This is a genomic window from Sphingobacterium sp. UBA5789 (genome assembly GCF_002418355.1).
In the GTDB taxonomy this organism is placed as follows: Bacteria; Bacteroidota; Bacteroidia; order Sphingobacteriales; family Sphingobacteriaceae; genus Sphingobacterium.
The window spans coordinates 1-22,632 of record NZ_DIDX01000001.1; the positions used below are offsets into that span (position 1 = coordinate 1).

A 22,632-nucleotide genomic window follows, 5' to 3' on the forward strand; every position below is an offset into this window, starting at 1 on the left:
CTTTAAACACATTACTTCCAAACCTTTTTCAAAGCTTTTGTTCATAATAATCTTAACTCACTGATAATATACAAGATAATTTCAAAAGTCATTATAAAACGGCTTGTAAAAGTCAGCCAGGAATCAAAAAATATATATTTCTATTAAAAACAAACAGGTTTTGCTACGACTTTCTACAGATGTAGATATATTTGTTATAATACTTAACGGTTATTAAAATGGAATACGACCTGATCCTCCAAAAAGTGCAAGCCTATGTTTCAGACTTTATAAAGCAACATAAAATTGCCGAGCTATGCTTTCATAATGATTCACATACTTCAGAAGTGGTCAATGCGACTACTGAGATCGCCCATCACTATGCGCTTAATAAAGAAGATCTGTTTATTGTCTTATGCGCCGCTTATTTCCATGACCTGGGCTATTTCCATGGTGGAGCGAAACAACATGAAGGAAGGGGAGCGCAACTCGCCCGGACATTTCTTGAAGAACAAGGTATAGATAAGCATATTCAGGATCAGGTAGTAGGTTGCATTATGGCTACCCGGATGCCGCAGCAACCCACTAATTTATTAGAGCAGATATTATGTGATGCAGATCTGTTTCATTTAGGAGGGGAGAATTTCGAGACCCGCAATAAACTTATGCGTAAAGAAGCAGAAACAGTGGGAGGGAAGAAGATCGGTAAAGAGGAATGGAGAAAGCAAACGATCGCACTTATGCAGCAGCATCACTATCATACAGATTATGCAAAAGAAAAACTGAATAAGAAAAAAGAGAAAAATCTGAAAACCTTAATGGATAAAGAGAAGAAGGAGGGGAAGGAGCTGATAGAGGATACTTACTCTAAAAAGAATGAGGAACGGCAAAAGAAACCCGAGCGCGGGATAGAAACTATGTTTCGGATTACCTCATCCAACAATCAGCGCTTAAGTGATATGGCCGATAATAAAGCGAATATTCTATTAACGGTTAATTCGATTATTCTCTCTATGGTCATAGCGGTACTGTTGAGAAAGCTGGATAGTAACGAGCATCTGGTTATTCCTACTATTATGCTATTATCTTTTAGTGTATCCACAATGGTAGTCGCGATATTGTCCACTATTCCGAAGGTGCCACCTGGTGTATTCACACAGGAAGAGATCAATAAAAAAACGGTAAACCTCTTGTTTTTCGGCAATTTTTATAAAATGAAACTGGAGGAATATAAGGAAGGAATGAACAGGGTGATGGATGACAGCGAGTTCCTGTATGGGATGCTGACAAAGGATGTGTATGCACAGGGAGTTGTTTTAGGAAGAAAATACAAACTACTGCGTATTGCATATGCTATATTTATGCTTGGTTTGATTCTTTCTTCTATATCCTTTTTGATTTCCGTGAGTATATAATCATTCTTTTAAAATGACGCCTATGAATCGCTCCGTCTTTATATTATCCCTGGCTCTATCTTTAAGTTCCTATGCTTTTCAGGCCTGTTCTCAGAAAGCCAACAATACGAAAACAAAAGATACAGCATCTGCTCCATCAGCTGCCGCCACAACTCTTCCTTACCAACTTGATCAGGGAGTGCTAACGGAATTGCCAGAAGAATTGCAGGAAATTTCGGGAATTACCTTCTTACCTGATAATAAAGAATGGATTTATGCCATTCAGGATGAAAAGGGTTTATTGTACTCTTATAATCTTACAAACAAACAGCTCTCTTCTGTCCCTTTCGAAAAAGATGGTGATTATGAAGACTTAGCGGTCAGCAACAGTCATTTTATTATTCTAAAGAGTAATGGTACGTTATATACTTTTCCCATTACTGAGAAAAACAATATACAGCAGGTCAAAACTTTTAAGGAACTATTACCAAAGGGAGAATATGAAGGTCTGGCCACTGACCCTGCCCGTGGGTTGGTGTTTGCGCTGTGCAAATCCTGTTCCGCAGACAAAAAGAAAGCGCAGACTTCCGGTTATATCTTCAAAATAAATGAAAGCGGAGATTTGGAAGCGAACGGAGGATTCACGTTGAATATTGAGCAGTTAAAACAAGTTGACCATAGTTTCTCTAAAACCTTCAAACCTTCTGCTCTGACAAAACGTATGTCAACAAATGAATGGTATATTCTTTCATCAGTAGATAAAGTGTTGGTCATCACAGATGACAAATGGAATGTAAAGTCTGTTTCTCCCTTAAGCCGCAAACAGCATGCACAGCCGGAAGGGATTGCATTTGATGCCGATGACAACTTGTATATCAGCAATGAGGCCGGCAATAAAGACAAAGCGATATTATATAAATTTGAACTGCTTAAATAATGAAATTTCAATCGCTTTTTTTGTTTCTTCTGCTGGCCGGTCCAGCTTTTGCTCAAAACGGACAGATTCGCAGCCGTTTGATTCTGATCGGGGATGGGGGAGAAATCAATCCGCAGCAAACTGCTTTGATTACTAAAGCGGCAGAACTTATTATTCCGGGCAAAACGACAACCCTCTTTCTGGGGGATAATATATATCCTACTGGTATGGCTTTACCCGGAAATCCAAAAGAAAAAGTAACCAAGGAAATTTTATCCTCCCAATTTTCACCTCTAAGACAGGCCGGCAGTCCTGTTTACTTTATTCCCGGAAATCACGATTGGGATAATATGGGTAAAGAAGGACTTGCAAAAATAAGGGCGCAGTGGAACTTTATAGCGGATCAACAGGATTCCTTATTAAAAGTCCTTCCTGCCAACGGATGTCCAGGACCCGTAGAGATTCCGGTCTCTGAAGATCTGGTTATTATCGCTTATGACAGTGAATATTGGTTATTTCCACACAAGAAATCAACAGTAGACATCGATTGCGAATGTGATTCTAAAACTGTTTTTCTGCAACAGCTTGATGAACTGTTATATGAAAACCGTTATAAAACCATTATAGTTGCCTCTCATCACCCCATGCGTACTTACGGACCACATGGCGGATATTTTTCAGTAAAACAACACCTCTTTCCTCTTACAGAAGGCTGGAAAAATCTTTACATTCCGCTACCTGTTGTCGGCTCACTCTATCCGCTCCTTCGTTCCACAGTATTCCAAAGCCCGGAGGATAAGCCGCATCCTGAATACACAGACCTTATTACAGAAGTGACTTCTGTATTCAAACAGTTTCCTAATACTATTTATGTTTCCGGACATGATCACGGGCTCCAACTCATTCAGGATAAAAACATTACACAGGTTGTCAGCGGAGCCGGATCACGTGCATCACATATTCACAAAGGAAAACACCTTTTGTACAAAGGAGAAAAAGAAGGCTTTGTAATTCTGGATCAACTCGAAGACAGAAATATAAAAATGACATATTATGTCTATGATAAAGATGAGGTAAAAGAATCATACACATATACCAAGCCTTATAAGGATATAAATATTATAGTAGACTCTTTACACAACATGACTGCCGGCCGGGATAGTGTCACTGTACGGGTCAATCCGAAATATGATGAGGCGAATACCCTACAACGCTTCTTCCTGGGTGAAAACTACCGAAAAGAATGGGCCGCCGAAACCAAACTGCCTGTATTACGCATGTCGGAACTACATGGCGGGTTAAAACCTACGAAAAGAGGCGGAGGAATGCAATCTATATCCCTCCGTCTGGAAGATGCACAGGGCAAAGAGTGGGCTCTTCGCTCTGTAAACAAACGGACAGAATCTCTTATTCCTGAAGAACTGCATCACACTTTTGTACAGAATGTTCTGGATGATGCAAACAGTGCCCAACATCCCTATTCCGCATTAATGATACCTCCTCTGGCAAAAGCAATAGATGTACCCGTAGCCAATCCCGTTATCGGGGTAGTCGCTCCGGATACCGCTTTAGGCGCTTATAATCTTTTATTTGCAAATCAAGTGGCCTTGCTGGAAGAGCGGGAGCCTTTGGGTAACTCTGACAACAGCATCAAAATGATGCAAAAGCTGCAAAATGACAATGACAATAAATTTAAGGCTAAAACATTTCTAAGAGCAAGAATGCTGGATGTCCTGATCAATGACTGGGACAGACATGAAGATCAGTGGAGGTGGTATGATGTAAATAAAGGCAAAAAAGATAAAGACCGTGACTATGTTTCTGTTCCCCGGGATCGTGACCAGGCATTGCGTGTCACTCAGGGATTTATTACATCCAACATTTATCAGCCTTTTATTATGCCCACTATGCAGGGATTCGGTCCCAAAATCCCCAGAATTCAATATTCAATGATCAAATCCCGATTTCTCAATGCACATCCTCAGGTACAATTGTCTTATGAAGAATGGATGAAGGAAGCACATAAATTTTCGGATCAACTTACAGATGAGGTATTGACAGAGAGTGTCAGCAAGTTGCCCCAGTCTTCTATCACTATCCGTGGGGAAGCGATATTGCATGACCTGAAATCCCGCAGAGATGCCATGCCTGCAGCTATGGATAAATACTACCGCTTTATAAATAATATTGTTGACGTACATCTGAGTGATAAGAATGAAAAAGTACGGATTGAAGATGCTCCGGATAAAGCGTTAAGCATTAAAATAACCAAAATCAATAAAGAAGGCGAAGAGACTAAATTGCTTATGGACAAAATATTCTCACCGGACATGACCAAAGAAGTAAGAGTATATTTAGGTAAAGGTGCAGATTCCGTTTTTGTCAATACTTCCGACACAGATATAGGACTCCGGATTATAGGCAACTATGATAGCAAAGCATACGAGATACAACATTCCAACAAAACTATCAGACTATATGATAACAGTGCTTCTTCACATTTCTCCGGTGATATTGACCGTCTGCATGTGAAAAGCAGTAAAGATTCTGCTAATGTAGATTTTGTTCCCGTAAATTTATATAACACCTGGCTTCCTTTATTGACTGCAGGATATAATGCTGATGACGGAGTATTTTTGGGAGCAGGATTTAAATACACACAGCAGCGAGGCTTTCGCAAAACTCCGTTTTCTAACACCCAGGAATTCGGAATAGGAGGGGCGATCCGCACCGGAGCTTACCGTATCAAATATCGTGGTCAATGGAAAGAAGTATTTGGCAAAGCAGATCTGGTAGTCGAAGCGAATGCCAAAGCTCCGGACAATAGTCAGAATTTTTTCGGGATGGGTAATGACTCTGAATTTCATGAAGACACTTATGGCAGCAGGTATTACAGAGCCCGTTTTAATCTTTTTGAGATAAATTCACATTTACTCTGGAATCCCAGCCCTACTGTTACCTACAGCATTGGTCCTTCTTTTCAGGCTTATCATATGAATCCGGAAGAAAACAAAGACCGGTTTATTCTGACATCCAACGCTCTTCACTCTTACGACAGTCTTACCGTCTCCAAAGACAAGACTTTTATAGGACTTGCAGCGCATTTTATGAAGGACAATCGCAACAATCACTTAAATCCAACAGAAGGAGGGTATTTTTCTACCTCTCTCTCCGGATATACAGGTCTGAATAAATATTCCAGATCCTATGCACAGCTGACTGCCGAGATAGGGGTATACAAAAGTTTTTTACAGAAAGCTATTGTACTTGCCAACAGAACCGGTGCGGGATCCAATGTGGGGAAACCTGCCTTTTATCAGTCCCTGTTCCTAGGAGGACAGGGTAATCTCAGAGGATATCGCCAATACCGGTTTGCCGGAGATCAGTATTTTTATAATAATCTTGAAGCACGGATACGCGTACATCATATTAACAGTTATATTGCTCCCGGTGAAATTGGAGTACTGGGTCTTTATGATATTGGTAAGGTCTGGTCTGAAAACACTACAGATTCTTCTATGCATCAGGGCATTGGTGGTGGTGCTTATTACATTTTGGCTAAGATGCTGGCTTTGCAGTTTGTCATGGCCCACTCCACAGAAGGCTGGTATCCCTATTTTTCAATGGGTTTCCGTTTCTAAATATTAATGAGAGATTATGCAATCGTATTTAAAAGATATACACAGGAAAGAAGCCGGCTACTGGCCGGTTCTTAAAGAAGAACTCTCCTGCGACCCTTTTTTCAGTTATCTGGATAATATCGTCCAAAACTCTGATCCGCACAAACGTATTCTTCCTGAATTTGCTTTAAAAAGAATCAGAGAAGTTGAGCACAAAAACGGTAAGCTGACGTTGGATAATATGACCGCATATGATGAGGTTTTTCATCTGATTTACAACCTGACCGTATCCCTGATGGCTAACAATCAGGATACTCTATGGGGAATCGGACTTCCGGTCAGCAAAACGGTCGCTTATGGCACAGATGCACTTTACTCCTTCCTAGACAGAAATCTGGAAGAGGAAGATATGTCTGAAACGGCTTTTATTGTCCCGGAGATAGATCCCCAGATCCGCCATCTGTATGCATTGGTTTTACAGCGATTCTATGGATTTCCGAATACCGAAAAAGATAAGATTCTGTACACATTAAAGAATGAAGACGGAACGGTAAACAGCTATTATGATCTGATTACAGATTATACTTTTGTAGATATTCAGGTGCAAGGCGTCCTGCCTCCCATAGACTACACACAGTTAAAAGAACAGCGAAATCCAGCAAACACGGACTGGTCTCAGCTCAGCAAGGTGCTTGATATTACTAAATTTGAGTTTTCAGGATTCACGCTTTTGACTTTTCAGAATGTCACTGAAGAACGCGTCACACAGCATATCAAGTCTATGATGACCAACTTGTCTCTTTACGAGACAAATCATTATTTTCAAAAGCTTGATCAGTTTATTAAAATACTTCTTGGTGTTTCTGAAGTACAATTCAGTCTTTTCCCTCTTTTCCATCTTAATGGCTCACCTGTGGTCAATTCAGACTTCACACATAAAAGTGTATTGTTCGGGCAGCTACAGAATATCTTCAGGGAGGAGAGTCCTAATTTTATCTACGAATATCTGCATTCTCCCTTTTCCATTGTCTATAATCTCGTGGATGGTATGATCGATTCGGAGTCTATGCTGACCAATGCACTTCAGCAGATAGGGATAACTTCGTATTTAGGCCTGCCGCTATATTACAACAATACGCTCTCTGGTGTATTGGAGATCTATTCTACCAATGGAAAAATGCTGGATAAAAGCATCCTGCCAAGACTTCGTCATATAGCGACACTGCTTTCTCAGTTGTCTTTTGATCTCTCTCTGGAATTTAAAAACAGACTTGACAAAGTCATTACGGAACAGTTTACTGCTTTACAGCCGGCGGTACAATGGAAATTTAATCAGGTTGCAGCCAAATACCTTGGAGATCTTGCTGCTAATGTCCCGAATTCAAAAATACAAGACATTTATTTCAGAGATGTATATCCGCTCTATGGTGCAATAGATGTCAGAGATTCTTCTGTTCTGAGAAGTAAGGCCGTACAGCGCGATTTTAATCTGCAACATCAGCAACTGGAAGAACTGCTTCTAAAGATTCAGGATATAGATGATTCGCCGGCAGTCCGTGCATTTAGAGATAAAATGCAACAATCCGGAAAGCTATTTTCTACGCTACCCTTTGATGAGGCACTCCTTAAGATTGTAGAGTTTTTCAGAAAAGACCTTAATCAGTTTTTTGAGGAGGTGAGGCATCATAATGCCGGAACAAATGCACTTATCACATCTTACGAAAATCAGATAAGTTGTAACGAGATACACAACGATTGTTTTCAGAATGAATTTGAGATTTCCTTGCAACAGCTTAATGCTGTCATCAGTCAGGAACTCGATGTTCTTAATGCCTTTGTACAGGGCAACTATCCTTCTTACTTTGAAAAGTTCAGAACGGATGGCATAGAGTACGATATCTTTGTCGGTGAATCCATTACCCCTTTACAGCCATTTGACTCCAGGATTATCCGGATATTTCGTCTTCAGCAACTTATCACCATGGCAAGAATCGGTATTTTAGTGCATCATATGCAGCCTGAATTAAAAATACCGTTACAGACCACACAGCTGATTTTTGTCAATCCTACCAATATTGACATCAGCTTCCGCAGTGATGAAAGAAGATTTGATGTAGAAGGATCTTATAACATCCGGTATCAGATCATAAAAAAACGAATAGATAAAATACGGATCAGACATTCACTCGAGCGCCTTACACAACCGGATAAAATTGCAATCGTATATTTTTCTCAGGAAATGGCCTCAGAATTGCGTGAAAGCATACAATCTTTACAGGCGACTCATCTACTGCTGCCAGGTATTGAGGAATTAGATTTGGAGGAAGTGCAGGGAGTGGAAGGTCTGAGAGCAATACGAGTAGGTATAAATCTGGATAGTCCTGTTAAAAAATAAACGTTCTTCCTTACATAGCTACGCAAATTTGTTTATAATTGAATTCAAATTATTCAGATGACAGACGCCAACTACATATATTACAGTGACCTGGTCGGAACGATGTTTTTTGCTATATCCGGAGCAATGGCAGCCAACAGAAAAAACATCGATATGTTTGGTGCTACTTTTCTGGGATTTGTTACCGCTATCGGAGGGGGATCACTCCGGGATATTTTTCTTAACCTGCGTCCTGTATGGGTCAATGACGGAAACTACCTTGTAGCCATTCTGATCGGTGTCAGCATCGCACTCCTTGCAAATGAGCGCCTTGACAAATACGCACGTACACTTTCTTTATTTGATGCTATAGGTATTGGTTTTTTCACCATTGTAGGTGTACAAAAATCTCTGATCTATGACAGCAGTACCATTGCGGCAGTTGTATTTGGTATGTTTACCGCAGTTTTAGGGGGAGTTATACGAGATACGCTGATGAACGAGACCCCACTTATATTCCGAAAAGAGATCTATGCTACGGCCTGTCTTGCGGGAGCTATTACTTTTATCCTGCTGCGAAACACAGGGCTCAATAATTCGTGGTGTGCATTTATCGGTGCTGCAGTTGTATTTATTGTCCGTATTGTTTCTATCAAATACCGGCTTTTTCTTCCTGCAGTGGGCGAATACAAAAAACGTTAAGGAATAAATCCTTAACGTTTTTTCTTTTCAAACGGAAATTTCATTTTATATCCGACTCTGATCAGTCCTTTAGATATTGCATCCAGTTTTCCTTTAAGCATCGCCTTTTTCAATGGCCCCAGTTTATCTGTAAAAAGTTTCCCTTCCAAATGATCATATTCGTGCTGAACAATACGTGCAGCCAGACCAGAAAGTTCGATTTCATGCTCTTCAAAATTTTCATCCAGATAATTAATGACCACATTAGAAGGGCGAAATACCTCTTCATTGATATCCGGAATACTCAGGCAACCTTCATTAAATCCCCATTTCTCTCCTGTTTCCTCCACGATAATCGGGTTAATAAAGACCTTTTTGAAATCTTTCAATGACTTATCTTCATCATCGTCCTCTGCAAACGGAGATGCATCTATCACAAATACCCTGATCGGCAAACCGATCTGAGGTGCTGCCAGACCGACTCCATGAGCTGCATACATGGTATCATACATATTGGCGATCAGTTCTTTGATCTCCGGGTAATCTTCATCTATCTCTTGTGTCTTTTTTCTCAAGACCGGATCTCCGTACGCAACGATTGGCAGTTTCATCTTATTAAATTTTGTGGGTACAAAGTTACCAATATTTTTTATGACCCAAATATCAGGAAGCTTTTATTTAATCCGATTGTATCCTTTACTTTTGTACTTTGACCCTAAGTACATATGTCCGACGCAGAGCAGATTCAATACTTCATGCAACAACTTGTTATCTCTACAGGAAAGGAACTCCGTTTAGAGAACTGTAAGACCGACATATCTCTTATTACGGGGCCGGACTTCAGTTATCAGATTTACATCTACCTGGCTGGAGCAACAGAACGAATTAAAGAGCCGGCACATCCCACCCATAATATTCATCTGGATATAGACCAGCTGGCGAGAGATGAGCAAAAGATCATCGACCGTATCCGGACACTGGCCGGAAAGGGGAAGCGCATTTATGCACGCAATACCGTAGCAGCACGTATAGATAAACGGATTTCGATGGCTTTTCAGGAAGAATTTCACCTGCAGGATGCAATGCCCGGAAAATACCGATATGGATTGTTCGCTGACGGAGAACTGATTTCTATAGCTGTTTTTTCGGGTGGTCGCCGCATGCATGACAAACCTGAAGGCTATCGCTCCTTTGAACTGATACGGTTCTGCCACAAGCAACCCTATATTGTGATCGGCGGTATCAGCAAGCTGATCCGTGCTTTTCAACAGGATTTTAATCCCGGGGATATTATGACCTATACAGATCTGGATTGGGCGCAGGAATCAAGTCTCGAACGTATCGGTTTTGAAAAGCGCTCTACCATTCCGGCACAAAAATATTGGATAGCAGACCAGAAAAGGTATTTTCTCTCCGAAAATATGGAAGATACTATCATCCGTACTTATCCAACAGGCTATCTCAAGTATAATAGTGGAAGTGCCAAATTGGTACTAACATTATGAAAGAAGTCCTGTATTGTGTATATTTAACACTATAAACTTAAGTTTTAAAACGCTAAAAGAGATGAAACGTAAACTACGCATGGGCATGGTGGGCGGAGGCAAAGATGCCTTTATTGGTGCTGTTCACCGCATAGCCGCATTTATGGACGGAAAGATAGAATTGGTTTGTGGAGCCTTTAGTATTGATCCGCAGATTTCCAGAGAATCCGGAGAGCAACTATTTGTTTCCCCAGACCGCATTTATGAAAATTATGAAGAAATGATTGCCAAAGAAGCCGCTTTACCGGAAGGTGAGCGTATGGATTTTGTCACCATTGTTACCCCTAATTTTTTACACTTCGGTCCGGCAAAGCTGGCTTTGGAAAATGGATTTGATGTGGTAGTGGAAAAACCGATGACTGTTTCTCTGGAAGAAGCGCAGGAACTAAAATCTATTGTAGAAAGTACAGGCAGAACATTATGCCTTACGCATACATATTCCGGCTATCCGATGGTCAAACAGGCCAAAGCGATGGTGAGAGAAGGACATTTCGGTAAAATCCGGAAGATTGTGGTAGAATATCCTCAGGGATGGCTGAGCCGTCTTTCTGAACGGGAAGGGAATGCAGGAGCAGCCTGGCGTGCAGATCCGAAGCGCTCTGGCAAATCATTGGTCATGGGCGATATCGGTACACATGCTGCACACCTGGCAGAATACGTTTCGGGATTGAAGATCACCGAACTGTGTGCTGACCTGACCACTTTCGTAGAAGGCCGCTTACTGGATGATGATGGCTCCGTATTACTGCGATTTGAAGACGGCGCTAAAGGCGTTCTGATGGCTTCTCAAATATCGGCAGGAGAGGAGAATGCAGTACGTATCCGTATCTACGGAGAAAAAGGAGGGCTTGAGTGGGCAAATGAAGATCCGAACAACCTTATTATAAAAATGCTGGATCAGCCCCGTCAGCTTTACCGCACAGGTAATGCATATGCAGCTCCCTATACATTAAGTTCATTTGCGACGCACAATACCCGTATTCCGGCAGGTCATCCAGAAGGATTACTGGAATCCTTTGCAAACATATACCGTAATTTTGCGCTGACAGTATCTGCGAAGCGTGAAGGCCTCACTCCGTCTGCTGAATCATTGGATTTTCCAAATGTACAGGATGGTGTAAGAGGTATGGCTTTTATTGAGACTGTCGTTCAGAATAATGAAGGTAACGAAAAATGGACTAAATTTGTCGTGTGATAAACCGACAAGATTCCTTACATTTTTCATCGGAGCAATCTGATGTTCCGATGAAAAATGTAATTATTATACTTGGCCCTACAGCCTCCGGCAAAACGGCTTTGGCTGTTGCATTGGCTAAAAAAACAAATGGGGCTATTATCAGTGCAGATTCCCGTCAGGTATACAGACAGATGGATATCGGCACGGGTAAGGACCTGAAAGAATACGAAGATATTCCCTATTATCTGATTGATATATGCGAGCCCGGAGAAAAATATAATCTCTCTGATTTTCAGCATGATTTTCAAAAAGCTTATTTTGATATTGTCAAAAGCGGAAAGCAGCCTATACTTTGCGGGGGCACAGGTTTGTATATTCAATCTGTCATTCAGGAAAAACCATACAGCCATGTCCCTGTTAACCCCGAATTACGGGAAGAATTGGAGACCTTATCCCGGGAAGAATTACAAATCCGGTTAGATCAGCAAACAATTCCTCCGGATCTCAAGATTGATAACAGCACCCGAAAACGCATGATCCGGGGATTAGAAATCCTGGCTGGCTTAGATAAATATGAGCGAACAGCAGAGCCTGTTTCCATCCCCTTTACTTACCAGGCATTTGGTATCGATCCTCCGGTAGAGATCCGGAGAACGAAAATATCTCAGCGACTGAAACAACGTATTGATCAGGGATTGGTAGAAGAGGTAGAGCATCTCTTGTCACACGGTGTTACGCATGATGATCTGCAATATTATGGATTGGAGTATAAGTATATTTCCTATTATCTTTCAGGGGATCTGAACAGGGAAGCCTGCTTTACCAAATTAGAAACTGAGATACATCGCTATGCTAAAAGACAGATGACTTACTTTCGCAAAATGGAAAAAGATAATGTACAGATTCACTGGCTGGAACAGGGCAGTACAGCACAGATGTGCAGAGAAATATTAAACATAAAAAAAGGGTAGTGAACACTACCCCTTTTTAGAATATCTTATAACTTGATTTCCTCATCCTTCGCATTGAAGAAATGGAATTCTGTTAAGCTATATGAAGAGACGGCTTTTACTTTGATCCACCTTCCAAACTTCATAAACCATTTTATTCTTTTTGATACAAAACCAGACTTAATGTAGGCTTCTATATAAGGATGTACACATAGTGTTATTCCCTTATCGTTTTGTTCCTGCAGAATAAAACTCAAATTGCTTTCAATATCGTCCATTAGTACGATACTGGATCGGATTTCGCCCGTACCGTTACAGGTCGGACATTTTTCATTAGTCACTACGCTCATTTCCGGGCGTACACGTTGCCGTGTGATCTGTACCAATCCAAATTTACTTGGTGGTAATATCGTATGACGGGCACGATCGGCCTGCATACATTCGCGTAAGTAAGTAAATAATTCCTTACGATTAGTTGGCTTGTGCATATCGATAAAATCGATGACCACTATACCGCCCATATCCCGCAAACGCAATTGCCTTGCTATTTCGCGCGCCGCTTCCTTATTGACCAGCAACGCATTGTCTTCTTGATTTTCTTTATTGGCTGTCCGGTTACCGCTGTTTACATCAACAACGTGCAAGGCTTCAGTATGCTCAATTACCAGATAAGCACCACCCTGCAAATTGACCGTCTTGCCAAAAGAGGCCTTAATTTGTTTTTCTACTCCGAAGTGATCGAAGATAGGTTCTTTATGTTTATAAAGTTTGACTATCTTTTCCAGATCCGGAGAAATCTCCTGCACATACGACTTTGTTTCTTCGTATATAACAGGATCATTAACATATATATGCGTAAACTCATCCGTCAGGATATCGCGTAAAATGGTAGAAGCTCTATCCATCTCACCCAACACTTTCTGGGGTGGTTCTGCAGTTCTAAGGCGTTTGGTAAATAATTCCCATTTCGAAATCAGGTCTAACAAGTCTTTTTGCAACTCTTCAACCCCTTTACCTTCAGAAACAGTCCGAATAATTACTCCAAAGTTGGCAGGTTTGATTCCTTCCACTACTTTTTTGAGGCGTGTACGTTCGGCGCTTCCTTTGATTCGTTTCGAAATAGAAACTGTACTCGAGAAAGGGACTAATACTACAAATCTTCCGGCGATGGATAAATCCGAACTCAACCGCGGTCCTTTTGTAGAGATAGGCTCTTTGGCTATCTGAACAGGTAGTAACAGATTCCGGCTCAAGATATCCGAAATTTTACCTGCCTTATCGATGTCCTTTTCTAGTTTTAAACTATTGAGCAGTTTCTCTTGATAACTGCCATTCTTTACTATACGGGTTAGCTTGAGTAACGACTGCACCTGCGGACCGAGGTCCAGATAGTGCAGAAATGCATCCTTTTCGTAACCTACATCTACGAAAGCTGCATTGAGACCAGGCATGATCTTCTTTATTCTTCCCAGGTAAATATCACCGACGGAAAAATTGTTGTTTGCCTGTTCCTTGTTTAGTTCAACAAGCTGTTTATCCTGTAGTAAAGCAATAGTTACCCCTTTGTCAGGGGTAGAATCGATAATTAATTCCTTTACCAACAGCTACATATTTGGGATGCCTTCCTGTCCGAACTCCGTCCGGGCGGGCACCGATGAAACATAATTCCCGTTTAATGAAAAAATACAATCGATGGATCCACGATTGCAGATCCATCGATTGTACTCTGTTATTTCAGTTAGCAATATGCATTAATAACCGTCATAACCCCACAAGCTTATTTTTTCTTGTGTCTATTTTTTCTTAAACGTTTTTTACGTTTGTGAGTAGCCATTTTGTGTCTTTTTCTTTTTTTTCCGCTTGGCATAGCTTTAATGTTTTTAAATGATTATAAAATAATATGTTACTTGCTTAATTCTTCGATACGTTTATCGATGAATTGAGAGAGTGAAGGATCAGATGCCAGTTCTTTGCTTTTTTGAAAAGCAGCGATAGCATCACTCTTCATCCCAATGTTTTCATAGCCTGTGGCTAAATAAAAGTATGACTCCGCATCGGGTTTCTGTTCGATAACCGTTTTGAAACGATCGATTGCTTTATCAAATTGGCGGGACTGCAGTGAAAACAATCCCAGTGTTTTGTTTGCTTCTACGTTTTTTGGTTCTTTTGCCACGACTTCACGCAATATCGCAATACCGGCCATAGGATTATTCGTACCCGTTACCATGGCAGCCCCCAAACCTGTCTTCGCATCCAGACTGGACGCATCAAGTTTAGTTGCTTCTTCAAATGCATGAATTGCATTTTGATTCAGTGCCGAAGCTAATACGGTGTCCTGTAAATTTGTATAGGCGGCGCGATAAGCCTGTCCAGCTTTCAACCAATACTCAAATTTAGGAGAAATTTTTGCCATTTCCTCATAAATTAATGCCTGAGGAGCAGGTTTTGCTACGTCATCCCATTTTTGAGCAAGCTGCTGGTAAAGTGCAATTTTATCTTCACCCGAAGCTTTACTTACTTTAGATTCCAGATCTGCGATATCCTGAATCAGATTAGCATCTAATCCTTGTTTGGATGCCTGTGAGATCGCATCTAAATTAACGACAGAAGAAGCCTCAGTACCTTTGGTACTTGTAGCTTCTTCCTTACCATCTACCAGACCTTTTATTGGCTGCGCCAATAGGGCTCCTACAAGGAGAACTACTAAGGCAATAACAACAATTTGCTTGGTCTTTTGCATGATGAAATTATTTCGTTGAATTATTTATTCCCGTTTTTTACCTTCTCAACAAACACTTTTGCAGGTTTGAAACTTGGAACGAAGTGCTCAGGAATAATGATTGCTGTGTTTTTCGAAATGTTTCTTGCAGTTTTTTCAGCTCTTTTTTTCACTACGAAGCTACCGAAACCTCTTACATAAACATTTTCTCCGCCGATCATGGAGTTCTTCACTACTTTGAAGAATGCCTCTACTGTTTCTTGTACATCTACTTTCTCTAAACCCGTTTTGTTAGAGATCTCTGCGATAATTTCTGCTTTAGTCATATCTGTTTTTACTGTATTATTTTGTATTTCAACCCTTAAGCACACAGCACTTTGGGGACGCAAAGGTATTGCTTTAAAACGAGCTTTGGAAATTATTTCTGCGTTTTTTAATGAAAATGACAACAAAAATGCATCATTAACAAGTATTTATCCCCAACCGACTCCTGTTTTCAATCGTAAACGAACGACAAAAGTACAACTTTTTACCTTGAATATCAAAGAGTTATTTTGTAAAATTATCTTTCCACGTGAAACCCAAAAGTTGCAAATTTTATGCGTAAAACTTAAACGTTTTCGCAAATTCATATGCTTCAAACCTCCCTTTGCCCGCTTTCATTTCTTATTTTTAGACTTTATATCCTATTTATGAGACAATACCTGCTGTTAGTTTACATGATCTTTGCGTCTATGCAATTCAATACCGCACAAGAGAGCATACGCCTGAATGAAAACTGGGACTTTGTGCGAAATGATCTGGGCAATATCTGGGAAGCGATCCGGCCATATAGTCCGGGATCTTCCGAAAGTGTTCCTATCTGGCAGAAAATTACGTTACCTCATTGCTATAATGCAACAGATGCCGTCGCTCCATTTGAAAACTATTATCAGGGACCAGCCTGGTACCGCAGTACACTGGCTATCCGCAATCCTTATCCCAATGGTCGCACACTTTTACATTTTGAAGGTGCAGGACAAAAAACAAAAGTCTATCTCTATGATCAGTTGGTTGGAGAACATGTAGGCGGATATGACGAATGGACTGTCGACATCACCGATGCTGTAAAAGCTTTTGAGAAAAACCCTGCATTTCAAAAACAATATAAGGGTCGTCATCCGCTGGTCATTCGTACAGATAATTCCAGAGACACGGAAATGATACCATCAGATTTGTCGGATTTCAATGTATATGGCGGAATATACCGCTATCTCAATCTGATGTATCTTCCTGCCGTCGCAATCGAGAAGGTATTTGTGACACCAACCTATGACCTCTCCGGCAAATCAGCAAATATTGCCGTTTCCCTTCGGCTATATCCGCAAACGGATCAGGCTAATGGAGATATTACAGTAGAACTGACCGCTCCTGATGGAAAGACGGTCTATAAGCATACAAGCAATCAAAGGCTGAGCACTGAAATTACACTCCCCGCAATCAGACTACAAAAACCGGAACTGTGGTCACCTGATCAACCCAACCGCTATACTTTACATATACAGGGCAACTATAACGGGCAGACTTTCCTTCATAGCACAGCTATCGGAATCCGCCATTTTGAATTCACAGACAACGGCCCTTTCCGGCTCAACGGTGAGCGTCTTCTCCTGAGAGGAACGCACCGCCACGAAGATCACGCCGGAGTAGGAGCTGCTATGACTGAAGAGATGATGCTGCAGGAAATGAAAATGATGAAAGAGATGGGAGTTAACTTTATCCGTCTCGGACATTATCAGCAGTCCCGTATTATTCTCAATGCCTGTGACAGTCTGGGCATATTGGTCTGGGAAGAGATTCCCTGGTGCAGAGGTGGTCTTGGCGGACCGGTCTACCAGGAACAGGCCAAACGTATGCTTCGCAATATGATAGAACAGCATTACAACCACCCAAGCATTATTCTTTGGGGGATGGGAAATGAAAATGACTGGCCGAATGACTTTCCCACATTTGACAAACAGCAGATCAGAGCTTTTATGCAGGAACTGCACAACCTGTCTCATCGTCTGGATAATACCCGTAAGACGGCCATCCGCCGCTGTGACTTCTGTAAGGATATTGTAGATGTCTATTCTCCGTCTATATGGGCGGGATGGTACAGGGGTCAGTATACCGACTATAAATCTGTATCCGAGGCCGAATTCAAACAAGTTCCCCATTTTATTCATGCAGAGTGGGGAGGTGACAGCCATGCCCGAAGACACGATGAAAATCCGGACAACGGGCTTACCAAACTTACATCAAGCACTTCTGCGGATGAACGCGCAGGAGATGCTTCTCTATACGGAGGCGCAACCAGGGCATCCAAAGATGGAAACTGGAGTGAAAGCTACATCTGCAATCTGATAGACTGGCACCTCAAAGAACAGGAACATATGCCGTGGCTAACCGGATCTGCATACTGGCCTTTCAAAGATTTTTCCACTCCTGTACGGCCGGATAATCCGGTACCTTATGTAAATCAGAAAGGTGTCGTAGAGCGGGATTTTACAAAAAAAGAGTCTTATTATGTTTTTCAGTCTTACTGGACCAAAGATCTAATGGCTCATATATACGGACACTCCTGGCCCATTCGCTGGGGAGAGGCCGATGAACAGAAAATGATCAAGGTCTATTCCAATGCGGATGAAGCCGAATTATTTTTCAACGGAAAAAGTCTGGGCACGAAAAAACGGAACTCCGCAGATTTTCCCGCAGCAGGACTACGCTGGAACACCATTTTCCGCGAAGGGGAAAATCATATCCGGGTAATTGCTAAGAAAGGGAAACAGACTGTGACAGATGAGATCAATCAATTTTACCAAACAAAAAAATGGAGTAAACCCGCCAGTATCACAACCAGAACCAGCAATCTCTCCAATGATGAAGTAGTCGTAGATGTACAATTGACGGATGCCGAGGGTACAGCATGTCTGGACGCAAAAGACTATGTTCTTTTTGAACTGGCCGGAGATGGAATATTAGTTCAGGATCAGGGAACTTCTTCAGGCTCCCGCTACTTACAGGCTTTTAATGGACGTGCTATGATTAAGATCCGCAAAAATAAAGGTTCCAGTGTTCTTGCAGTCAAAGTCAAAGGACTGGAAACTGCATTTTTAACACTTAAGTAGCAGTATACAGACAACATCTGCAGGAACTAAGACAACATTATGGCTGATCTGTAAACTCGTTTATATGATCAGCCAGTTGGTGTAGATCCGCTGCTGTATGGTGACTACAGATTACAATTCTGTTCAGCAAAGGATCCGTTGCCAGCGGATATGGAAAACTGGATACTACAAATCCGCTCTGCAACAGAACGTGATATAACTCCACCCTGGCTGAGGTAAACACAGCAAAACCGGAAGTATGAGAAAGTCTGTCTCCTGTCAGTTGGTCAAATAAAGCAATATTCTGCTGCAGTTGATCAAACTGCCTGTGATAAATTTCTTCGCCATGCAATAAGGCATACATCGATGCCGGAGAGCTGGGTGAAGCACCTGTATAGAATGTTGAAGACCGCAATGCTGCGATACGTTGAGGGGAACCAAAGATCACACCCGCATCTGTTCCCATTCCTTTGGCCAGGGATGCCAATAAAATGACTTCCAGATTGTCCTGTACAAGCTCTTCAACGGCTACAGATGGTCGATTGCGGTTTATCACACCTATACCATGCGAGTCATCCAGTATAAGAATTACTTTTTTATCCGGGTCAATGCCCCTGAAAGCTTTAAAATCATATCGCTCCGGCTTCATATTATCCAGCGTATTGCTGATGAGGACGAAAACCTTTTGTTCTGAGTCGTTGATATAAGTAACTGTTTCCGTTACCCAATCCGGGAATTCACCCTGGGTACCGGGATTGTCGGACAGCCAGAGTGCCGGATGGCTATTCGGCGCATAGATGAGTTCTCCTTCTCCCGCCAGATTTTTGACTACCATCTGCGCGGCCAGATATCCGCCGGAAACCAGAATTGCATCTTCAAATCTGAATCTCCGCGATATGGCTTTCTCCGCCTCATCAAAGATTCCAAGCTGTACATTATTATTGCGGGAAGTCCCGTTATTCAACCCCAGCTTTCTTACACCTGTTATAAACAATTCCATATATGCCGGATCATTCAGCAGACTCAGATATGCTGTTCCCCCGAAAAAGAGGTACTCCTTGTCATGAAGCTGTATTTTACGTCCTGTGGGTTGATTCAACTGTCTAAATTCATCCATGTTTCGGAATAGGGTTTACGAGGCCAATTCTGTGCTGATAATGTGTCAAATATACATCATTATTTAAATTTTAATGCTTCCAAAGCCCCCTAATCCCATATTTACAGAGATATGCTGTAGCATTTCCAAAAAAATAACCGTTATATTCGCAAACCTTTAATTAACAGATAAAAAAATACTGAATTTATGAACATCTTCAAACTTTATGCAGCTGCGTTGTCATTAATGATTATCTCTTTTACAAATAGTTTACAGGCGCAGATCAAATGGGGAGCCAGAGCAGGAGTTAATTTTACCGCACTCAATGCTACAAATGAACAGGAAAGTGAACTCGAAACTAAGTACGTCACACGCTTCTCCATCGGCATCAGCGCAGATATTCCTGTCATAAGTGACTTTTATGTACAGCCTTCTCTATTATATTCCGGAAAAGGATATAAAGCCGATGCCGGATCTATAGGTTTCAGCAAAGGATTTAATGCAAATGTATCGTATCTCGAACTTCCTGTGCATATTCTTTACAAACCAAAGGTTGGACCTGGAAGTCTTATTCTGGGGGTAGGTCCTTATCTTGCCTATGGTACAGGAGGGAAATGGAAAACTGACGAAACCGTATTGATAGGGGACATTATGATCGACAATAAAGGCGATATAAAATTTAAAAATGATGGCTCTGCTGCCGATTATGGCACTTATATCTATGGAAAACCCTGGGATTACGGAACAAGTGCTGTAATTGGATATGATCTTTTCAATACCTATACATTCCAGCTGAACGCAGAATGGGGTATGGCCAATCTGGAACCGAAATGGGGATCATACAAGCCTAAAGGAGAACGAAAAAACAAAGGCTTTGGCATATCCGTCGGATATAAATTTTAAATATAAAAGCCTTCCACTGATTTAGGTGGAAGGCTTTTAGTTTATTTGCAATTGCAATAGCTTCGGTCTACATACATTTTATTGCCATTGGAGTTTTTATAATAACATCCGCCCTTCGGGCCATCGTACAGTCTGTTTCCGTTGTAGGTACAACTTCCGGCACCAGTTGAAAGGTTTTCTACCTCAGATTTTGTACATGCCAATAATGAACTTAAAACAACCAAAATTAATACTATCTTTTTCATAGGCACGAAAATACTGCCTACTCAGAACCGGCAAAAAGGGTTTCCCGTAAAGGGTTAACCTTTGATTTTTTTATATATTTACTCCTTAACTATAAATTATGAAAAACTACTACACTATTCTTCTTCTGTTATTAGTAACGACTTTTTCCTCTTGCTCCAAAAATGAAGCTTCCCCTCCCCATGGTATGATTGATATTGCAGCGACTTTAACTAATGGCGATAAAGTCATAACCGGAGATGAGTATATATTTTGTGATATAGCTGTTATTCCTATTAAAGATTTTCCAAAAGAGATAAACAAGAATACAGTGTACCATATTTTTTCTGACATGCCTAAACACGTAAAATATGCGACGAAAGACTTTACAAAGGCCGTCCCTTCCGGAGATTATACGATTCTGGTTCAAGTCATTGGCGCATCCGACAATTACAAATCATTGATTGGGACATATTCTTATAAAAGGGCCTCAATATCTGAAGACAGTCCCTTCAAAGATTCTGTAAAATTTGATCTAAATAACAGGAGTGATTTTCACCCCTGGAAGTAGATTCTATATACTATGATAGATGAACAGACTCATACTTCCTGCTTCTGTATAAACTGATATTAATCATTATCAATTTTTATATCTTCGCAAAATCAAACTATTAACCATCAATGAAAAAATTTTTTATCACAACATTTATGGCGATAACTTTCGCCGGCACCTCTTTTGCGCAAACAAATACGGATGTTGAAGCTCAGGTAGAGAATCACCAATTTGCTTATAATTTACTAACCAATCTTTCGTACGAAAAGGGTATTGGAAAAAAAACTACATTACGTTTATCGGGCCCTATAGCAGGAGGCGTTTTATACAGAAGTTCATCCATAACAATTAACGACTACCATTATGAAGATTCAGAATGGGGTTATGTCATCCGTCCTGCGCTTGATGTGCAAGTCAGACATTATTACGATTTAAACAAAAGGCTTAGAAAAGGAAAAAAAGTAGCACATAACTCCGGAAATTATATTGCCGGAGTAGTTGCAGCGGGCGGTCCGTCCATACTGAAAAGTGACAATGTATATGTGCCTGATTTCTTTATGGCAGTGGGTGCTATGTGGGGAATTCAGCGGAACTATGGAGAGCGTTTCATGATGAATGTAGGCATCGGTCCCGGAGTAAGTTTTTATGATGGTATAAGTGAATTTACTTTTGTAGGTGGTGTAACACTTGGCTTTAGATTAGGGAAATAAAAGGTCTCATTCCAATAAAGGGTTTATCATCCTTTGTCATAATATAAGGTATAAACTTGAAACTTTATAGACTTGAAAAAGGCCGCTTTACGAAAATGTAAAACGGCTTTTTCAGAAAGTGACCCCGCTGAGGCTCGAACTCAGGACCCACAGATTAAGAGTCTGTTGCTCTACCAACTGAGCTACGAAGTCAGATTTGCCCAAGGGCTATAAACAAAGTTACAGTTGTAAGCCAATAAATTAAATCCTTTAAAATTTTTAAGCTAAGATTATAGCGTATAATTTCTAAATTTTGGAGATTCTTTGTTACAAAAATTACATAAGAACATCCTATATCTTATTTGACAGCCATTGATTAAATTTATTACGAGAACGCTGCTAGAACAGAAAATATATTAGCCCTACAAATATCAAATTCAAAAGATCTAAAAGATCATAAGTCTATATCAAAATTGGCAAACAGAAGTACAAGGAGTATACAAGAATCAAATCTGGATTAGAAATAAAACCTAATTCCTGTAATTCTCCAATAGGACGAGATCAAGCATTAAAAACCCTTACATACGAATTTCGTAAAGCAATTGAATTTGGCAAATCCCCAATTGTCCATAACATCATTAAAATCCCTACAGTTAGCAATACTCTTCTTAAGGACCTTATAGACAT

Annotated in this window: 18 protein-coding genes and 1 tRNA gene; 12 read left to right on the forward strand and 7 right to left on the reverse strand. The window is 40.8% G+C overall.

All coding sequences use genetic code 11. The features are described 5' to 3' along the window. Positions 1–218: 218 nt before the first annotated feature. The 5 genes from B4B65_RS00005 to B4B65_RS00025 are packed head-to-tail and all read left to right on the forward strand — an operon-like array spanning position 219 to position 8,985. Positions 219–1,394: a Pycsar system effector family protein gene (locus tag B4B65_RS00005; protein WP_293912180.1), complete on the forward strand. Its 1,176-nt coding sequence runs from the start codon at positions 219–221 to the stop codon at positions 1,392–1,394. 22 nt (positions 1,395–1,416) lie between these two features. Further along, positions 1,417–2,310 carry an SdiA-regulated domain-containing protein gene (locus B4B65_RS00010; RefSeq protein ID WP_293912183.1) on the forward strand — a complete coding sequence of 298 codons (894 nt, stop codon included), beginning with the start codon at positions 1,417–1,419 and terminating at the stop codon, positions 2,308–2,310. Continuing rightward, entirely contained in the window at positions 2,310–5,930 is a 3,621-nt protein-coding gene (locus tag B4B65_RS00015) for a BamA/TamA family outer membrane protein (RefSeq protein ID WP_293912186.1), read from the forward strand. The genes B4B65_RS00010 and B4B65_RS00015 overlap by 1 nt, the downstream gene beginning before the upstream one ends. Before the next feature lie 16 nt (positions 5,931–5,946). After that, complete coding sequence (locus B4B65_RS00020) at positions 5,947–8,304, forward strand: GAF domain-containing protein (protein ID WP_293912188.1); 2,358 nt, start codon at positions 5,947–5,949, stop codon at positions 8,302–8,304. A 57-nt stretch (positions 8,305–8,361) separates the two neighbouring features. Further along, entirely contained in the window at positions 8,362–8,985 is a 624-nt protein-coding gene (locus B4B65_RS00025) for a trimeric intracellular cation channel family protein (RefSeq protein WP_201680978.1), read from the forward strand. Between the two features lie 11 nt (positions 8,986–8,996). On the opposite strand, the gene def is transcribed toward B4B65_RS00025, so the two are convergent. Continuing rightward, positions 8,997–9,575, reverse strand: a complete 579-nt coding sequence (gene def / locus B4B65_RS00030; RefSeq protein WP_293912192.1) for a peptide deformylase — start codon at positions 9,573–9,575, stop codon at positions 8,997–8,999. 114 nt (positions 9,576–9,689) lie between these two features. Between def and B4B65_RS00035 the strand changes: the two genes are divergently transcribed. From B4B65_RS00035 to miaA, 3 genes are all read left to right on the forward strand, one after another. Beyond that, complete coding sequence (locus B4B65_RS00035) at positions 9,690–10,469, forward strand: hypothetical protein (RefSeq protein WP_293912194.1); 780 nt, start codon at positions 9,690–9,692, stop codon at positions 10,467–10,469. Between the two features lie 61 nt (positions 10,470–10,530). Beyond that, positions 10,531–11,703, forward strand: coding sequence for a Gfo/Idh/MocA family protein (locus B4B65_RS00040; protein ID WP_003009879.1), 1,173 nt, complete (start codon positions 10,531–10,533; stop codon positions 11,701–11,703). Between the two features lie 50 nt (positions 11,704–11,753). After that, positions 11,754–12,656, forward strand: a complete 903-nt coding sequence (gene miaA / locus B4B65_RS00045; protein WP_293912198.1) for a tRNA (adenosine(37)-N6)-dimethylallyltransferase MiaA — start codon at positions 11,754–11,756, stop codon at positions 12,654–12,656. A 26-nt stretch (positions 12,657–12,682) separates the two neighbouring features. On the opposite strand, the gene B4B65_RS00050 is transcribed toward miaA, so the two are convergent. The 3 genes from B4B65_RS00050 to B4B65_RS00060 form a co-directional block, all read right to left on the reverse strand. Continuing rightward, positions 12,683–14,236, reverse strand: a complete 1,554-nt coding sequence (locus B4B65_RS00050) for an Rne/Rng family ribonuclease (RefSeq protein WP_003001733.1) — start codon at positions 14,234–14,236, stop codon at positions 12,683–12,685. A gap of 302 nt (positions 14,237–14,538) precedes the next feature. Then, complete coding sequence (locus B4B65_RS00055; RefSeq protein WP_201680982.1) at positions 14,539–15,375, reverse strand: tetratricopeptide repeat protein; 837 nt, start codon at positions 15,373–15,375, stop codon at positions 14,539–14,541. Positions 15,376–15,395: 20 nt separating this feature from the next. Next, the gene (locus B4B65_RS00060; RefSeq protein ID WP_037461054.1) at positions 15,396–15,680 is read right to left on the reverse strand and encodes an HU family DNA-binding protein; all 285 of its coding nucleotides are present in this window, start codon (positions 15,678–15,680) and stop codon (positions 15,396–15,398) included. Positions 15,681–16,046: 366 nt separating this feature from the next. Here B4B65_RS00060 and B4B65_RS00065 point away from each other — a divergent pair, with 366 nt between their 5' ends. Beyond that, entirely contained in the window at positions 16,047–18,503 is a 2,457-nt protein-coding gene (locus tag B4B65_RS00065) for a glycoside hydrolase family 2 TIM barrel-domain containing protein (RefSeq protein ID WP_293912206.1), read from the forward strand. Positions 18,504–18,540: 37 nt separating this feature from the next. Here the strand turns inward: B4B65_RS00065 and B4B65_RS00070 are convergent, their stop codons facing one another. Continuing rightward, positions 18,541–19,599, reverse strand: coding sequence for an aminotransferase class I/II-fold pyridoxal phosphate-dependent enzyme (locus B4B65_RS00070; RefSeq protein ID WP_293912209.1), 1,059 nt, complete (start codon positions 19,597–19,599; stop codon positions 18,541–18,543). A gap of 186 nt (positions 19,600–19,785) precedes the next feature. Here B4B65_RS00070 and B4B65_RS00075 point away from each other — a divergent pair, with 186 nt between their 5' ends. Continuing rightward, positions 19,786–20,481 carry an outer membrane beta-barrel protein gene (locus B4B65_RS00075; protein WP_293912211.1) on the forward strand — a complete coding sequence of 232 codons (696 nt, stop codon included), beginning with the start codon at positions 19,786–19,788 and terminating at the stop codon, positions 20,479–20,481. A 41-nt stretch (positions 20,482–20,522) separates the two neighbouring features. Here the strand turns inward: B4B65_RS00075 and B4B65_RS00080 are convergent, their stop codons facing one another. Continuing rightward, entirely contained in the window at positions 20,523–20,726 is a 204-nt protein-coding gene (locus tag B4B65_RS00080) for a hypothetical protein (protein WP_293912214.1), read from the reverse strand. A gap of 98 nt (positions 20,727–20,824) precedes the next feature. Here B4B65_RS00080 and B4B65_RS00085 point away from each other — a divergent pair, with 98 nt between their 5' ends. Further along, entirely contained in the window at positions 20,825–21,274 is a 450-nt protein-coding gene (locus B4B65_RS00085) for a hypothetical protein (protein ID WP_293912217.1), read from the forward strand. A 110-nt stretch (positions 21,275–21,384) separates the two neighbouring features. Further along, on the forward strand, positions 21,385–21,966 hold the full coding sequence (locus B4B65_RS00090) for a hypothetical protein (protein ID WP_293912219.1): 582 nt from the start codon (positions 21,385–21,387) through the stop codon (positions 21,964–21,966). A gap of 119 nt (positions 21,967–22,085) precedes the next feature. On the opposite strand, the gene B4B65_RS00095 is transcribed toward B4B65_RS00090, so the two are convergent. Further along, a tRNA-Lys gene (locus B4B65_RS00095) sits at positions 22,086–22,158 on the reverse strand. Positions 22,159–22,632: the final 474 nt, after the last annotated feature.

Coding starts and splice junctions, on each gene's coding strand:
- B4B65_RS00015 (WP_293912186.1), top strand. CDS start 2,310: ATGAAATTTCAATCGCTTTTTTTGTTTCTTCTGCTGGCCGGTCCAGCT.
- B4B65_RS00075 (WP_293912211.1), top strand. CDS start 19,786: ATGAACATCTTCAAACTTTATGCAGCTGCGTTGTCATTAATGATTATC.
- B4B65_RS00090 (WP_293912219.1), top strand. CDS start 21,385: ATGAAAAAATTTTTTATCACAACATTTATGGCGATAACTTTCGCCGGC.
- B4B65_RS00080 (WP_293912214.1), bottom strand. CDS start 20,726: ATGAAAAAGATAGTATTAATTTTGGTTGTTTTAAGTTCATTATTGGCA.
- B4B65_RS00055 (WP_201680982.1), bottom strand. CDS start 15,375: ATGCAAAAGACCAAGCAAATTGTTGTTATTGCCTTAGTAGTTCTCCTT.
- B4B65_RS00085 (WP_293912217.1), top strand. CDS start 20,825: ATGAAAAACTACTACACTATTCTTCTTCTGTTATTAGTAACGACTTTT.
- B4B65_RS00005 (WP_293912180.1), top strand. CDS start 219: ATGGAATACGACCTGATCCTCCAAAAAGTGCAAGCCTATGTTTCAGAC.
- B4B65_RS00020 (WP_293912188.1), top strand. CDS start 5,947: ATGCAATCGTATTTAAAAGATATACACAGGAAAGAAGCCGGCTACTGG.
- B4B65_RS00025 (WP_201680978.1), top strand. CDS start 8,362: ATGACAGACGCCAACTACATATATTACAGTGACCTGGTCGGAACGATG.
- B4B65_RS00065 (WP_293912206.1), top strand. CDS start 16,047: ATGAGACAATACCTGCTGTTAGTTTACATGATCTTTGCGTCTATGCAA.
- B4B65_RS00070 (WP_293912209.1), bottom strand. CDS start 19,599: ATGGATGAATTTAGACAGTTGAATCAACCCACAGGACGTAAAATACAG.
- miaA (WP_293912198.1), top strand. CDS start 11,754: ATGAAAAATGTAATTATTATACTTGGCCCTACAGCCTCCGGCAAAACG.
- B4B65_RS00010 (WP_293912183.1), top strand. CDS start 1,417: ATGAATCGCTCCGTCTTTATATTATCCCTGGCTCTATCTTTAAGTTCC.
- def (WP_293912192.1), bottom strand. CDS start 9,575: ATGAAACTGCCAATCGTTGCGTACGGAGATCCGGTCTTGAGAAAAAAG.
- B4B65_RS00060 (WP_037461054.1), bottom strand. CDS start 15,680: ATGACTAAAGCAGAAATTATCGCAGAGATCTCTAACAAAACGGGTTTA.
- B4B65_RS00035 (WP_293912194.1), top strand. CDS start 9,690: ATGTCCGACGCAGAGCAGATTCAATACTTCATGCAACAACTTGTTATC.
- B4B65_RS00040 (WP_003009879.1), top strand. CDS start 10,531: ATGAAACGTAAACTACGCATGGGCATGGTGGGCGGAGGCAAAGATGCC.